The 15712-nt window shown below is 38.8% G+C and carries 20 protein-coding genes; all 20 read left to right on the top strand.

Going from position 1 to position 15712, the window contains the following annotated elements; genetic code table 11:
• Nucleotides 1-28: 28 nt before the first annotated feature.
• Nucleotides 29-355: a MerR family transcriptional regulator gene (locus tag A37S_RS0117015; RefSeq protein WP_028298039.1), complete on the top strand. Its 327-nt coding sequence runs from the start codon at nt 29-31 to the stop codon at nt 353-355.
• Nucleotides 356-405: 50 nt separating this feature from the next.
• A complete protein-coding gene (locus A37S_RS0117020; RefSeq protein WP_028298040.1) occupies nt 406-1197 on the top strand; it encodes an AraC family transcriptional regulator in 792 nt (263 codons plus the stop codon).
• Between the two features lie 39 nt (nt 1198-1236).
• Complete coding sequence (locus A37S_RS27795) at nt 1237-1752, top strand: carboxymuconolactone decarboxylase family protein (RefSeq protein WP_211229811.1); 516 nt, start codon at nt 1237-1239, stop codon at nt 1750-1752.
• Between the two features lie 41 nt (nt 1753-1793).
• The gene (locus A37S_RS27800; protein ID WP_211229812.1) at nt 1794-2114 is read left to right on the top strand and encodes a carboxymuconolactone decarboxylase family protein; all 321 of its coding nucleotides are present in this window, start codon (nt 1794-1796) and stop codon (nt 2112-2114) included.
• A gap of 315 nt (nt 2115-2429) precedes the next feature.
• The gene (locus A37S_RS0117030; RefSeq protein WP_028298041.1) at nt 2430-4148 is read left to right on the top strand and encodes a tetratricopeptide repeat protein; all 1719 of its coding nucleotides are present in this window, start codon (nt 2430-2432) and stop codon (nt 4146-4148) included.
• A 210-nt stretch (nt 4149-4358) separates the two neighbouring features.
• On the top strand, nt 4359-5105 hold the full coding sequence (locus A37S_RS0117035; RefSeq protein ID WP_028298042.1) for a hypothetical protein: 747 nt from the start codon (nt 4359-4361) through the stop codon (nt 5103-5105).
• Between the two features lie 75 nt (nt 5106-5180).
• On the top strand, nt 5181-6212 hold the full coding sequence (locus A37S_RS0117040; RefSeq protein ID WP_028298043.1) for a sensor histidine kinase: 1032 nt from the start codon (nt 5181-5183) through the stop codon (nt 6210-6212).
• Nucleotides 6209-6976: a LytR/AlgR family response regulator transcription factor gene (locus A37S_RS0117045; protein ID WP_028298044.1), complete on the top strand. Its 768-nt coding sequence runs from the start codon at nt 6209-6211 to the stop codon at nt 6974-6976. The genes A37S_RS0117040 and A37S_RS0117045 overlap by 4 nt, the downstream gene beginning before the upstream one ends.
• Before the next feature lie 152 nt (nt 6977-7128).
• The gene (locus tag A37S_RS0117050; protein WP_028298045.1) at nt 7129-7506 is read left to right on the top strand and encodes a helix-turn-helix domain-containing protein; all 378 of its coding nucleotides are present in this window, start codon (nt 7129-7131) and stop codon (nt 7504-7506) included.
• 87 nt (nt 7507-7593) lie between these two features.
• Nucleotides 7594-8349: an SDR family oxidoreductase gene (locus A37S_RS0117055; protein ID WP_028298046.1), complete on the top strand. Its 756-nt coding sequence runs from the start codon at nt 7594-7596 to the stop codon at nt 8347-8349.
• 120 nt (nt 8350-8469) lie between these two features.
• The gene (locus tag A37S_RS27180) at nt 8470-8664 is read left to right on the top strand and encodes a hypothetical protein (RefSeq protein ID WP_157278765.1); all 195 of its coding nucleotides are present in this window, start codon (nt 8470-8472) and stop codon (nt 8662-8664) included.
• 252 nt (nt 8665-8916) lie between these two features.
• Nucleotides 8917-9690 carry a helix-turn-helix domain-containing protein gene (locus A37S_RS25075; RefSeq protein WP_157278767.1) on the top strand — a complete coding sequence of 258 codons (774 nt, stop codon included), beginning with the start codon at nt 8917-8919 and terminating at the stop codon, nt 9688-9690.
• A gap of 91 nt (nt 9691-9781) precedes the next feature.
• Nucleotides 9782-10303: an alpha/beta hydrolase gene (locus tag A37S_RS25080; RefSeq protein ID WP_211229813.1), complete on the top strand. Its 522-nt coding sequence runs from the start codon at nt 9782-9784 to the stop codon at nt 10301-10303.
• Nucleotides 10304-10319: 16 nt separating this feature from the next.
• Entirely contained in the window at nt 10320-10580 is a 261-nt protein-coding gene (locus A37S_RS27805) for an alpha/beta hydrolase family protein (protein WP_211229814.1), read from the top strand.
• Between the two features lie 317 nt (nt 10581-10897).
• Nucleotides 10898-11725: a M23 family metallopeptidase gene (locus A37S_RS26365; protein ID WP_169719521.1), complete on the top strand. Its 828-nt coding sequence runs from the start codon at nt 10898-10900 to the stop codon at nt 11723-11725.
• A gap of 385 nt (nt 11726-12110) precedes the next feature.
• Nucleotides 12111-12950: an SDR family NAD(P)-dependent oxidoreductase gene (locus A37S_RS0117085; protein ID WP_028298047.1), complete on the top strand. Its 840-nt coding sequence runs from the start codon at nt 12111-12113 to the stop codon at nt 12948-12950.
• Between the two features lie 50 nt (nt 12951-13000).
• Nucleotides 13001-13264, top strand: a complete 264-nt coding sequence (locus A37S_RS0117090) for an Atu4866 domain-containing protein (protein WP_028298048.1) — start codon at nt 13001-13003, stop codon at nt 13262-13264.
• 10 nt (nt 13265-13274) lie between these two features.
• Nucleotides 13275-14189 (top strand): helix-turn-helix domain-containing protein, encoded by a 915-nt coding sequence (locus A37S_RS0117095; protein ID WP_028298049.1) that lies wholly within the window; start codon nt 13275-13277, stop codon nt 14187-14189.
• A 53-nt stretch (nt 14190-14242) separates the two neighbouring features.
• The gene (locus A37S_RS0117100) at nt 14243-14809 is read left to right on the top strand and encodes a Crp/Fnr family transcriptional regulator (protein WP_028298050.1); all 567 of its coding nucleotides are present in this window, start codon (nt 14243-14245) and stop codon (nt 14807-14809) included.
• A gap of 78 nt (nt 14810-14887) precedes the next feature.
• Nucleotides 14888-15625: an SDR family oxidoreductase gene (locus A37S_RS0117105; protein ID WP_028298051.1), complete on the top strand. Its 738-nt coding sequence runs from the start codon at nt 14888-14890 to the stop codon at nt 15623-15625.
• Nucleotides 15626-15712 lie beyond the last annotated feature (87 nt).

A 15712-nucleotide genomic window follows, 5' to 3' on the forward strand; every position in this document is an offset into this window, starting at 1 on the left:
GCAACATAGATTGTAGATAATTTACAAAATGGGTAAATCGAAAACAGACAAAGATCTTTCTTTTGACTTCGACTTTTTAGAAAAGTTAGTTGTCGGAATTGGAGAAGTTGCTCAAATTACAGGTATTCCTACACGACAAATTCGATATTGGGAAGAAAAAGGCATCATTGTAAGCCTAACAGAAGAAGAAGGTAAAAATAGACGATACAATTACGAGAACATCAAAAAAATGTTGCTTGTCAAAGAACTTTTGGATGAAGGGTATACGTTGGACGCTTCGGCTGAAAAAGTGAAAAAACGTATGGAGCTGATTGAAGAAACTCTAACTAAATTGAAAAAGAAGAGCAGCCACTAACATTCTATAGCCAAACCATTAGTGGTCATTGCAACGAACACCGTGTTTAAATGAAAATCTATCAAATTAACGACATCATTCCTAGTCTGGTTAAACCGAAAGAGTATTATGTCGGAGTTTTTGAAGATACGCCTGACCCTGATATTGAATGGCCACACAGACACGGTTTCTATTCATTGGTTTGGTTCACACAAGGAAACGGAATAAACGTCATTGACTTTGACGAATACGAAATCCTGTCAAATCGAATTTTTACCATTAATACCAAACAAATTCACAATTGGAATTATTCTGTTGACAGTCGTGGATATTTTTTACTGATTGAAGAACATCTTGCCAAGCAGCTTAATATCGACTTTTCCATGCCTTTCGTTGATTTAAAAACGGATGACATTCCATTTGTCAATGAAATATTTAAGCGGATGACATCGGAGAATAACCAACTGACCGCTATTCCCTACCTTATCTCGCTTTTATCAAGGCCTGAAATACGGCCCAACAAACTAGGTCATACGATTATTCAGTACAAAAAACTGATAACGGAAAACTACGATAAAAACTTCACAATAGAGCAATACGCAGAAAAACTCAACCTTTCGACCGAAACGCTAAACCAATTGTGTAAAGACGAAACCGGATTGACTGCCAAACAACTCCAATTGGATCTGAAAATAACGGAAGCCAAAAGGCTTTTGCTTTATTCATCGTTAAACACAAGCGAAATAGCTTTTAAACTTGGCTTTGAAGACAGCTCTTATTTTTCAAGAATTTTCAAAAAGAAAACCAATATTTCGCCTGCAAACTTTCTGGAAAAGTGCCTGAAAAGCCGAAAGAAGTCCTAACAATACAGATCGTTTCACGACTAATTTTGTCCGAAAAAAATGAAAGTAATTATAAACATTTCGTTTTTGCTTTTAATGACAGTAAAAGTGAACGGACAAATAAAGTCATCGGAAAATATGCAATCAGAAAGGTTTAAAACGGGGTGGAAAAAACTCCAAGAAATTGACGGAGAGGCAGGAGAAAAGGTAATCGAAAGTCTGAAAGATATTTCGCCCGATTTGGGAACCTACATCATCGAATATGCTTTCGGAGACATCTATTCAAGAGATGGTCTTGACCTAAAATCGAAAGAAATTGCCGTTGTTGCGGCTTTAACAGCAATTGGAAACGCACAACCACAGTTAAAAGTCCATATAAATGGTGCGTTAAATACAGAAAGTTCAATCAACGAAGTAAAAGAGGTGATTTTGCAAATGTCCGTTTATTCAGGTTTCCCGAGTTGCATAAACGCAATGAATGCTTTAAAAGAAGTTTTGGCAGAAAGGAAAAAAAAAACGGAATTAAAGACGAAATCGGAAAAACAGCGACCAAAAACAATCAAACCAACCGATTAAAATTAGGCGAACAAGAATTATCTAAATTGGACAGCCTTCAAGTGGAAAGATTAAAATCAGCTTACAATGATTTTTCGCCCGAATTAGTAAAATTCACGCTTGAATATGGTTATGCCGATATTTTTTCAAGAGATAATTTGAGTGAGAAGTACCGACAAATAGCAACCATTTCGGCATTGACAGCATTAGGAACCGCACAAGCACAACTAAAATTTCATATCAACGCAGGACTGAACATCGGACTGGCCGAAACCGAAATAAAAGAAATAATGCTTTTGATGACTGTCTATTCAGGTTTTCCATCAGCCATAAATGGAACAAACGCGCTAAAAGAGGTTTTGGCAGAACGTGCGGAAAAATAGCAACGAACTGCCAATATTATTAAATTGCTCATTAATAAAGTTTTACTAAATTTGTGTCCTGATGGCGTCGGGATGCTTCGCAAGAAAAATGAGTAAAGGAGATTCCCGCCTTCGCAAAGCCGTGAACCGGTGTGCATCGGGGGGCTAATTAGCCCTTAGCGATGATTAATATGAAGAGCCGTAGGAAGAGGGAGACTTTCACGTATGGTTCCCTGCCTGCCGGCAGGCAGGTGTGAGAACGCAAGGGTGATGTTGCCTGTGTGATCCGATTATGAAAAACCTATCTATACCCAAAAGTAATTAAAGCCATAGTTTATGAATAGAATCTATTTGGCTCTATTCTCAGTTTTACTCTTATTTGGATGTAAAAACAAGAACGAGAGAAAAGAAAAATTTACCCAGGTTATTGGTTGCTACAGCCCAAAAACAACCGACAACGATTGGTATGCATCGGGTAAGAAAGCCCCAAAGTTTAAAGGATTGGAAGGCGTTAATTTCAAAATTTCAACGGCCAATAAAGAAGCACAAGGGTATTTTAACCAGGGGATGATGCTGTCCTATGGCTTCAATCACGCAGAAGCGGCAAGATCTTTTTATGAAGCTACCCGCTTGGATTCTGCATGTGCTATGGCTTACTGGGGCTATGCCTATGTATTGGGTCCCAACTATAATGGTGGAATGGAAGAAGACAATTTTGAACGGGCTTATAATGCAGCCTTGAAAGCACAATTATTATCCAAAAATGCCACACCAAAAGAGATTAGCTTGATCAACACATTAGCTTCAAGGTATTCAGAGCATCCGCCCTCAGATAGAACACCTTTGGATATTGCTTATGCAGCAGAGATGAAAAAAGTGTACGACCAATACCCTTCTGATCCCGACATTGGAGCACTTTATGCCGAAGCATTGATGAACATACATCCCTGGGATCTATATGACAAGCAAACAAAAAAGCCCAAAGACTGGACATTGGAGCTGCTTGCAGTACTGGAGCATCTAATGACAATAAATCCGAAGCATCCTGGCGCACATCATTTTTATATCCATGCATTGGAAGCCTCTGCCACACCCGAGAATGCATTGGCGAGTGCAAAATTGCTGGACACATTAGTCCTGGGGGCTGGACATTTGGTGCATATGCCCTCTCATATTTATATCAATACCGGCGATTATCATCTTGGCACACTTTCTAATCTTCGGGCTGTGGAAGTGGACAGCATATATACTACCGCTTGTCATGCACAAGGCGTTTATCCACTGGCTTATTATCCCCATAATTATCATTTTCTGGCAGCAACTGCTACCTTAGAAGGTAATTCCAAGTTAGCCTGGACAGCAGCGAAAAAATTGCAACAACATACGGCAAAAGATGTCATGTACCAACCTGGGTGGGGAACATTACAACATTACTATACCATTCCCCATTATGTTGCTGTAAAACTTGCGATGTGGGATACTATTCTTTCTCTTTCCCCGCCGGAAATGGAATTGGTCTATCCACAGGCAGTCTGGCATTATGCAAAAGGTATGGCATATTTAGGAAAACAAGAAATACCCAATGCACAAAAAGAATTAAGCATCCTAACAACATTGGCTGCCGATACTAGCCTGAAAGACCTTACTGTTTGGGATATCAATACTACGGCAGATCTTGTCCAAATTGCAATGAACATATTATCAGCCGAAATAGCTGCAAAACAAAACCAATTCGAGGTCTCCATTTCTTTGCTCAAAGAAGCCGTTAAAATGGAAGATAATCTAAACTATAATGAACCTCCAGACTGGTTTTTTTCTGTCAGACATCATTTAGGAGCGGTGCTGCTAAAAGCCGGAAAATACAAGGAAGCGGAGAATGTTTATCGCAAGGACTTACAGATATGGAAAAAAAACGGTTGGGCACTGAGCGGGTTATATAACTCGTTAATATCCCAGAAAAAAAACATGGAAGCACAACAAGTAAAAGCTGATTTTGATAAATCATGGCGATATGCCGATGTCAACATGATATTATCCTCAAGTCCTATTAAGTAAATAGATTCAAATCAAATATCCCGCAATAATCAGCTCGGCATTATGGTGGGGCAAACGTTTCGGTAGGACCACAAAGTAGCTGCTAAACCCGAACCCAATCCACCATTTCCTTAGCTCATCCGATTTTTTCCTACGTTCATCGTTTTGTCATTGAAGCGGGAATGACAACGCAATACTTTTGCTTCATCAAACAATTAAAATAAAAGAAAGATGAACAGAGAATTAGTTTTTTTAAGAGCATTTGCATTTGCCACTGTAATCGGAATGGTTTTTATAAGCACTTCGGCATTCAAAGGAACAGGCAATCAAAAATTCAGTGAGATTGACGTAGAGCGAATCAACATCGTCGAAAAAGATGGCACCGTAAAAATGGTGATCACCAATGTGGATCGATTCCCAAATGGGAGTGATGAAATCAACGGCAGACCCACGAATGAAGGCAGAAAGAAACGTTCTGGAATGCTGTTCTTTAACGAAGAAGGTATAGAATGTGGCGGATTTATCTATGATGGAAGAAAAACAGACAAGGGCCATACAGCTGGAGTTTCCTTGACCTACGACCAATATGATGGCGACCAAGTGATGCAGATACTCATGCAGGATGATAAGGTCGGAGACGAGCGTTTTGTACGTAGCAGTATAGCATTTATCGACCAACCAGCGAATCTAGATCAATCACGAATAAGTGAAATCAACAAAGAATTGGCCGAATTGGGAAAGACAGATCGTAAAGCAATGCAGAAGAAATATTACGAATATCAAGAACAGGGCTTGATCGGAAATATTGACAGAATGGTATTAGGACAGACCAAAAGTAAAAGCAATGGCCTGTTTCTATTTGATGATAAAGGAATGCCAAGAGCCATGTTTTTTATAGACAAAGAAAATAATGCCCAACTCGACTTCTATGACGAAAAAGGAAACACCATTGCATCGTTTCCTGAAAAGAAAAACTAAACGAATAGATACTACTCAAAAATAGCCCCATAAAATTATAGGGCTATTTTTGTAAATTGTCCCACCAGATTTCCAATGAAAAATTTAGTTCATAAAATACGCCAAAACCGATATTTCCTGCTGTTCATTTTGCTGTTTGCCTATGCACAATCTATTTATATCAGAATTTCGGTAAGAGGGGTGGTAAATCCATACATATTCACTCCCGAAGCCGCTATTGCAACACTTGTTTCGGTAGGTGTCCTGTTTTTGGTTATCGTTTTTTTTATCAAGCATTGGCAGAAATCAACCGTTTTCAGCGCGAAAAAAATGTTGAAAATATTCGCTTTATCGCTCATGGTTTATATCCTGATCATGCAGATAAGCGGATTGGCGATTGCTTGGGCCTTTGGCAATGTCGAGCGAAATTTTAACAGGGAAACCTTTGTCCTTTCTACATTTTCCGACTTATTGAACGGATTTATTTACGGTAGTTTTTTTCTGGTCTATTATTACTACAATAAGAACAAAAAACACCAGGAACAGTTAGCAACGTACCATCAGGCTCTTTCAGAAAGCAGAATCACCCAGCTTAAAACACAGCTCAACCCGCATTTTTTATTCAATAACCTGAATGTTTTGGACCAATTGATCGAAGAAGACAAATACAAAGCGTCCGACTTTCTGAATGAGTTTGCCGATATTTACCGCTATGTGCTACAAGTGTCAGACAAAGAATTGGTGAGTATCAGCGAGGAACTTGATTTCGCAAATCAATATTTCAAACTCATACAGCATAAATACGGAAATGCCTACCAACTGAATATTGAAAACAAAAATGCAAATGGTTTCATAGTGCCGCTAACCTTACAATTACTCATTGAAAATGCCGTTCAGCACAATCTGGGAACTGTTGAGAACCCTGTTTGTATTCATGTAAATATTGATGGAAATATCTGTGTTTATAACAATGTAAATCTAAAGCGGAATAGCAAAGCAACATCGGGACGAGCCTTAAATAATCTAAAAGAACAATATAGATTACTGTCCCAAAACCCCATCGAAATTCAGCAATCAGAAAATGCTTTTTCGATAACTATTCCCCTCATTCATACATCATGGAAATGATAAAAATACTCCTCATAGAAGACGAAATACCTGCAAGGAAAAAGTTAAAAAGATTTCTTGAAGAACTGGATACAAAAACCGAAATCGCAGCAGAAATCGACACCGTAGACATGGCCGTCGAGTTTCTTAAAAACACCCATGTGGATTTGATATTTTCAGACATTGAATTGCTTGACGGTAGCGCTTTTGAGATTTACAACGAGGTTTCGGTTTCGTGTCCCATAATTTTCATCACCGCTTATGACCAATTTTGGATGGATGCTTTTGAAAGCAATGGCATCGCCTATCTGCTGAAGCCTTTTTCCAAAGAGCGCTTTCAAAAAGCCTGGGATAAATTTCTTTTATTTAGAAATTCGGCACCTGATGAAGCCAAACTGCTGACCAATCTGAAGAAACTCATTGAACAGAACTTTGCAGAAAAGTCCTACAAGAAACGTTTTACCGTACACACTCATCAGGGAATCTATTTCTTAGAAACGGACAACATTGCTTTTTTTGAAGCCAATGAGGGCCTTGTTTTTGCTATTGACACAACAGGCAAAAAACATGTATTGAACGAATCCACTTTAAAAGAGATAGAAGAGCAGCTCGATCCTTTGGATTTTTTTCGTATCAACCGAAGTGAACTAATCAGCAAACCGCACATCGAAAAAGTAGAACGCTATACCAAAAACACGTTGGCTATAAAGATGAAGGGCTACCCAGACTATTTGAAAACCAGCCAAAGCAGTACATCAGCCTTTCGGAGTTGGATAGAGCGATAGGAGCAATACACAATAGATAGTTGACTTTATAGTGGGTGCTTCTATTCAACTTGTGTACTTAAAGTCCAATCCCAAAAAAGAAAAGCCGAAAAGTTCACCATAAAAATTTGTCCTGGAACGAGATCTTTGTTTTATTTTTGAAATTCAAACGAATGAGCGAAACAGATCAGGATATCTTAAAAAGAAGCAAGGAAATTGTCCAAACTTATTTTAAATTTTTGGACAAACACGTTGCTGATGTAGTATCGGGAAAGGTAATCGACTTCATGGAAATAAACCAAATAGCAAGTGAATTGTTCCTATCCCATAAGCATTTGACCGATACTGTACAAAAGGAAACCGGAAATCATCCTTGTCATTTTTATGACCTTAAAATCATTGACCAAGCCAAACAAATGCTTTCCCAAACAGATAAATCCGTTTCGGAAATTGCAAGGATACTGACCTACGACCCCTCTAACTTTTCAAAGTTTTTCAAGAAATTTGCTGGACAGACTCCCGGGCAGTTCAGAAAAGGGAGCAAGAAATAGAAATTCCGAAAAGTTCACCACGATTTATGTTTTCTGCATCGCCATCTTTGCCATATCAATTGTAGAACATTTTTAAAAATCAATAAGATGGCAAGAAACGATTTAAGTGGGAAAGTAGTGTTAATTGCGGGCGGTGCAAAAAACTTAGGCGGTTTATTAAGCCGTGATTTTGCAGCCAAAGGTGCGAAAGTAGCTATCCATTACAACAGTGACAGCACGAAAGCGGATGCGGAAAAGACATTAGCTGATATCACGGATAGGGGAGGAGAGGCATTCTTGTTCCAGGCAGATTTGACAGATGTGAAAAATATCACTAAACTTTTTGACGCAGCTATCGAACGATTTGGCGGCATTGACATCGCTATCAATACGGTAGGAAAGGTATTGAAAAAGCCTTTTGCCGAAACTACAGAAGAGGAATATGATACCATGAACGATATTAACTCCAAGGTAGCTTATTTCTTCATTCAGGAAGCAGGCAAAAAGCTGAACGATAACGGTAAAATCAATACGATTGTGACCTCATTGCTTGCTGCATATACGGGCTATTATGCTACTTATGCAGGGGCAAAAGCTCCAGTAGAACATTTTACCAGAGCGGCTTCCAAGGAATTTGGCTCAAGAGGCATTTCTGTAACGGCCGTTGCTCCAGGGCCAATGGATACGCCTTTTTTCTACGGTCAGGAAAGTGACGATGCTGTAGCCTACCACAAATCAGCTTCGGCCCTTGGAGGCTTGACAGACATTAAGGACATCGCTCCGCTAGTAGAATTTTTGGTGACCGATGGTTGGTGGATTACCGGGCAAACCATTTTTGCGAATGGGGGGTACACCACTAGGTAATTGATGAACTTATTTATATTTTGAAAGGCAAATGACTTGGTTGTTTGCCTTTTGTTTTAAACATTAACGTGATGACAATAAAGATAATCAATGCCATCTTGACTTTAAACAGCAATTAGAATGAACACGGCAAGCCATTACAAATTATTACATTTCATTCCGTGGACAAGAAGGCATATTTTCGAAATGCTGCTGTTAAGCATTGTTCCAACGGTGTTGTTGGAATGGTTGGCAACTACCTGGGTTCCAGTAGCATTCCATCAAAACGCTGAGGAAAAGTTCAATGAAGTGGATATTGGCCAAGCTCCAAAATAAGGTTAAGTGTGGCGTTCCTCTATGTGTCGTTTGACTGTGCACAGATTGACGTCAGCGGAAATATTACTCGTACGCCCGTGAAAATTTCTAAAAAATCAGTAAAAAGTGAAAGGCGTGTATGCTTTCTGATTCCTAAATTTGTTTATTAAACTAAGGGAAATCTCATTTTGGAAAAAAAATATGACATAAAGCAGTTCACAGAATATGCCAACATCACTGGTTTTAAGAGCAATCAAATACATTTGACATGACATGCATCCCCATATCAGGAAGCAATCAGAGCCCATTAAAATTGACTTTTACCTATTGGCCATTAAACTGCATTACGATAAAAACAAATTTTTCGGGCAGACGGAGTTTGACCAGGCTGAATCGTTCGTCTATCTTGACCAACCAGACGATATTGTTCAATGGGGTATTGAAAACCCGGTATCAGGCTACCATATCTTGATTGAGCGAAATCTTCTGAAGAAAATTGCCCGGGAATACAGTTTTACCCATTATACGAACCACGAAGCACTTTTTATCACAAAAGAAGAAGAAAAAATCATTACTGATTTATTTCAGAAAGCATTTAAGGAATACCATCGAAGTGACCCTTTTTCCAAGGATATCGTTGTGTCCTATGCTTCCTTAATCCTTTCCTATATCCAGCAGTTTTATAAACGGCAATTTGAATCCCGCAAAGAGCTGTACAATAAGACGGTGGCAGGTTTTTATGAAAACCTGGAGCACTTTTATGATAACGAAACGGCAGAAATCCAGATTCCCAATGTTTCCTATTTTGCGGAATTGGCTCATTTGTCTGCCAATTATTTTGGAGACTTGGTCAAGCACTTTACAGGGCATTCTCCGCAGGAACATATTCATCAATATATGATCCAAATTGCCAAAAATAAACTCAGAAACACGACGCTATCTGTGAGCGAGGTAGCTTATAGCCTAGGCTTTGAATACCCCTCTTATTTTACGACTTTCTTTAAAAAGGAAACAGGAATTTCTCCCACGGTTTTCCGGAATCAGTAATTTTTTAAAGCATTCAGGTAAAAAGTTTAAGAAACAGAACTGCATTTGTCATGAACTTTGCATTAGTAATAATGCTTAAAATTTTATGACAATGAAATCAGTAACATTCAAAAATAGAAATTGGGAAGTCGCGGGAATCCGGCAGTTTCCAAAAGACTTTGACGAAAGCAAGAAATACCCTGCCATTGCATGCGCACATCCTATCAGTAGCTGCAAAGATCAGACGGCGGGCAATGTATATGGCAAGGCATTGTCGGAAGCAGGATTCATCACTTTGGCATTTGACGCTTCCCATCAGGGAGCAAGTGGCGGCGAACCGAGGTTCCTTGAGGACCCGGCAACCCGTGTAGAGGGTTTTCGTTGTGCAGCCGATTATCTGACCACATTGCCTTATGTTGATGAAGAGAAAATTGGGGTGTTGGGCGTCTGTGGGGGTGTGGGATATGGCGTAAGTGCGGCCATGACCGAAAGAAGATTTAAAGCCGTAGCAACGGTGGTTGCTGCAAACTACGGGCGACTGATGCGTGAGGGTGATTTCTCGCCCAATGCGGCTGTCCATACTTTGGAAGCGATTGCCAAACAGCGTACCGCAGCATCCCAATTCTCCGAATAAATTACTTTTTTCAGGATTGGCGGCGGCGGTAGGTTTTGATGCTTTCCACCTGACAGAGCATTTGCTAACACAGCCTTTGCAAATCGTCGCTGGGGAAAGGCCAGGTGCCTTCGGCTCCTTAAGGGACGCCTACGAGCTTTTCGGCAGAGCGGCCTCCAAAAACGAAGACCTGTTTGTCGTTCCCGGGGCAAGTCATTACGATTTATATGACCAGCCCAAAGCAACGGGGATGGCTTTGGAAAAGATCATTCCTTTCTTTAAGGAATATCTTTCCTAAATAAGTGGAGAAGAAAACACGGTATGTCGGAGGAGCAATCTTCCGGCATTTTGTAGGCTAAAAAAATCCACACTTAGACTAAGAACCGATCATAGCCAAACCTAAGCAAGTTGCTCTCTTACCCCAGTGTGCTCCTAAAGTAATTTTAAAAAGAGAAGGATTAAATCCAGGCTTCGTATTTTGTATATCCAAAATATTTCGCATTTTGAATATCTGCCAATGTAAAAAGGTAAGATTTTGATTTTTAATTTATTATGGGATTTTAAGAATAAGGTAGTTTCGTATATTTGGGAGTTGTGGGCAATTTTAGAACAACCGTGAGAAAAAACATCATCTTTATTTCAATCTTATTTTTTGCTTCGTGTGCAAGTTTGAAAAAATTACCACAAGAACATTACTATGAATTTTTATACAACTTCAATAGAGAATTCAAAAATGACACGATATCTTTCCATTTAAAAAATCCTCTTAAGTGTCCCGTAAATATTAAATTAGGAAAAGACTCTCTAAACCCAAATATCGAATATTTGTTTGGTAATATCACTTTAACAGAATTACAAGACACTATAATTAGGTTTGAATATCCAGATTTTAATCAAACCAATAGAACAAAATATATTGTTAGATATGGAGATTTAAACAAAAAGATAGAGAAAAACGAAGTTGCTTATCCTTTTCCAAAAGGCAAAGAATACAAAATCATTCAAGCCTATAACGGAAAATTCACTCACAATACGCTGTATAGCCAATATGCAATAGACTTTGATTTAAAAATTGGAGATACTATAACAAGTGTTGACAGTGGTTACATTGTTGGTGTAATTGAAGATTACAAAGATTATGGAACAAGCAAAAAATGGTTAGAAAATGACAAAAGTAATTATATAACAATTTATCATCCACACAGTGGAATTTACACTCAATATGTACATTTAGACCATAAAGGCTCTCTTGTTACATTGGGGGATTTTGTTGAGAAAGGACAAGTAATTGGTATTTGTGGTATGACAGGATTTACAACTACACCCCACTTACATTTTAATGCAAAAATACCAACAGAAGAAAACGGATTAATATCTACGAAAATTGAATTTGAAAGTGGAGTTAAAGGAGAGGATTTAAAGAAAAAAGACCGAGTGAAATAGAAAAACTGCCCACGATAAGGATTTTGCAAAATGGCGAGGTAACAACTTCGATTGAAACTTTTGTGCTATATTTGAGGTCGTTACTTCGATTGAAGTGTAGTGCTAAAAGTCCCGCACTACGCCAAGCCCCGAACCGTTGGTAGCAAGGCTAAACGACAGCCCAGTCCTACCACTTGAAAAAGCCAACGAAAGACTCTCCACTGGGTGTATGGCAGTCGTTCGCTGACTTTTAGAAAAATACCCGACAGACAAATCGTCCAGACTTACAGCCAACCGAAAAACCAAATTAACGATTTAACTACATCATTCATTGATTTGGCTACCTAAGAAATTTTGTTCCCAATCATCTTTGCACTATCATTTTAATCGTAAAAAATTTAAAAAAATGGAAGCAAAAAAAGTATGGTTCGTTACAGGAGCGTCAAAGGGTTTGGGGCTTACCTTGGTGAAAAAATTATTGCAAAACGGCTATCGTGTAGTGGCAACTACACGAGACATGCAGTCTTTGATTGAAGAAGTCGGACAGGTTTCAGGTATGTTTTTACCGCTTGAAGTAAGTCTAACCGATAACAGCGATGTAAAAACTGCCATTGAAAAAAGCATTGCACACTTTGGCAAAATTGATGTAGTTGTAAACAATGCGGGTTACGGACAATTAGGCACGTTGGAAGAACTGACAGACGAAGAAGCGAGAGCCAATTTTGATGTCAATGTTTTTGGTGCGTTGAATGTTATCCGAAATGCGATGCCTTATCTGAGAAGTCAAAGATCGGGTAATATTTTCAATATTTCATCGGTAGGTGGATTATTCGGGAGTTTCGCAGGCTGGGGCGTTTATTGTTCTACCAAGTTTGCAATGGCGGGATTTACGGAAGCGTTGGCAGAAGAAGCAAAAGAATTTGGCATAAAAGTTTCAGTTGTTTATCCCGGGTATTTCCGTACCGATTTTCTTAACAAAGGCTCATTGAGTTTGCCTAAACAGCCAATTCAAGATTACAAAGCAGCCCGACAATCCGAACAAGCACACCTTGAAAACATTAACGGCAATCAGCCAAACGACCCCGACAAAGCTGCTGATGTTTTGATTTCCATAAGCAAAGAAGAAAATCCGCCCGTTCATTTGCTTTTGGGCAAAGATGCTTTTGACCTTCTGCAAAGCAAAATTAACACCATCACCGAAGACGCTGAACAATGGAAAGAGTACACTTTATCCACCGCATTCTAATCCTAATTACGTTTTTGATGATAGGTTGTGCAAACAATAAAAATACAACAATGCAAGAAAATAAAACAACAGAAGAAACCAAAGCGTATATCGGAATGTGGGTAACAAAGGACGGCTATATTCGCCACGAACTTTTACCCAACAACCGATATGATGAAGCACGGGGAAATCGCAAAAGTGCTTATCGGGGTAGTTACAAGGTAACGGGAAATCATATTGATTACAAAGACGACACAGGTTTTACCGCAGACGGGGAATTTAAAGACGGCATTTTGTATCACGGTGGTATGATTTTGTATAAAGAAAAAAACTAATTTAGTAGTTATGGAAAAAACATTTCACTTTCATTCAATAGCAGAATTTCACGCTTTCTGCAATCTGCCCAATCCTGAACACTCATTGATTAGCCTGATAGACTACAGTAAGGTTTCTTATCCTGTTAATGAAAATGAATTGAAATGGATACAGCATTACTATTCTATTGGGTTAAAGCGAAATATCAATGCCAAATTCAACTACGGACAACAAGAGTATGATTTTAATTCGGGCGTATTAGTGTTTGTTTCGCCACTTCAATTTTTGAAATTAGAAATCAATCAAAATATTGTAGTTGAGCCGACAGGTTGGCTTTTGCTCATTCACCCCGATTTTCTTTGGAACACATCATTGGCGAAGAAGATAAAGTCTTACGACTTTTTTCAGTATGCCGTTAATGAAGCCCTTTTTCTTTCAGACAAAGAGGAAAAGGTTATCGTGGACATTCTTCAAAACATAGAAAGGGAATACCAATCCAACATTGACAAATTCAGTCAGGAACTTATTATTGCCCAACTTGAAATGTTGCTGATTTATTCCGAACGGTTTTATGAACGTCAGTTTTTAACCCGAAAAAAATCAAACTACGAATTGTTGGAACGTTTTGAAAAAGTACTTTTAAACTATTTTGAAAGTGGCAGGTTATTGGAAAATGGTATTCCGACAGTAACAGACATTGCGGAGCAACTAACTATTTCGCCCAATTATTTAGGAACACTTTTGCGATTGAATACCCAACAAAACACGCAACAGCACATTCAAAACAAACTGATTGATTTTGCCAAAGAACGATTAAGCACTACAAACCTGTCCGTAAGCGAAATTGCCTACGATTTAGGTTTTGAACACCCGCAATCATTCAGCAAACTGTTCAAGCAAAAAACTAATCAAACGCCTTTGGAGTTCAGGACTTCGTTTAACTGACATTTTTACCAAATGGTAAATCATAGCCAAAACCATTCACTAACTTTGCGAAAATGAAAGAACTGATAGAATATATTTTGCAGTTTGGCAATTTGAATCAACAACAAATTGACCTTATTACGAGCAAAGTAACTGAAATACAGATTCGAAAAGATGCGTATTTTTCCGAAGCAGGTAAAATTCCCCGACAGGTCGGTTTCGTTGTAGACGGTGTTGTCCGTGGCTGTTATTACAACAATAAAGGCGAGGAAATAACCCGTTGCTTTATTCCCGAAAATAATTTAGTGGTTGATTACCCCAATTTTGAAGCCAATACAACTTCTGCCGAATACTTACAAGCCGGCACCGATTGCAAACTCATCGTATTTTCAAAACAAGATTGGGACGAACTTTCCTATACAATCGTAGGTTGGGACAATATCAAGAACAAAATGGTGCAAAAGTGCCTTTACCAAAAATCCAGAAAAAGCCCTGTCATTTCGCAGGACGCAACTGCACGCTATTTGGAATTTTTAGAAAACTACCCGACACTCGCTAATCGCGTTGCACTTTCTCATATTGCTTCGTATTTAGGCGTTACCCAACAATCATTGAGCAGAATCAGAAAGAACATCCGCTAAAATCACTTTTTACCAAATGGTAAATGACTTCATTTTTTTACGGTGCAATTTTGCATCATAAATTTAAAACCAAGAAAAATGAAGTCAGCATTTATCACAGGAGCAAACAAAGGTATCGGCTTTGAAACAGCAAAGCAATTGGTACAAAAAGGATTTTACGTTTACATCGGAAGTCGTGATTTACAAAATGGCTTACAAACCGTTAAGAAACTGAAAGCCGAAAACCTGACAAACGTTGAAGCCATTCAAATTGACGTAACAGATGACAATTCGGTAAAAAATGCCCGAATTGAAATCGGTAAGAAAACAGGCATTTTGGACGTGTTGATTAACAATGCGGGAATAAATGGCGGAGAACCTTATACCGCATTAGGGGCAAGCAGCGAACAGTTTTTTGCAGCATTTAATACCAATGTGTTTGGTGTGGCAAGAGTTACTCAAGCTTTCATTGATTTATTATACCAATCAACCGAACCAAGAATTGTGAATGTGAGTACAAGTGTTGGTTCGCTTACACTGCAAAGCGACCCGAATTGGTTCGGTTACGACTTTGCAAAATATGCGGTTTATGGTTCGTCAAAAGCAGCTTTGAATATGCTTACCGTTCATTTGGCTTATGAACTTCGGGACACGCCGTTCAAAGTAAATGCCGTTTGTCCGGGTTACACGAAAACTGATTTTACAGGTTATAATGGTGGCGAAGTGGAAGAAGCAGGAAAACGCATTGTAAAATACGCCTTATTGGACAAAGATGGGGTAACGGGTAAATTCATCAGCGAAGAAACAAATCCTGAAACAGGCGAAATTGCTTGGTAACAAGAACTGGATATAGCAGGGAGAGTAACGAACCGCAAATCGTTGACAGTTAGGCTGTCTAGACCACTCAGTCCAGCACTTTCAAAG

Source organism: Olivibacter sitiensis DSM 17696, from assembly GCF_000427965.1.
GTDB lineage: Bacteria > Bacteroidota > Bacteroidia > Sphingobacteriales > Sphingobacteriaceae > Olivibacter > Olivibacter sitiensis.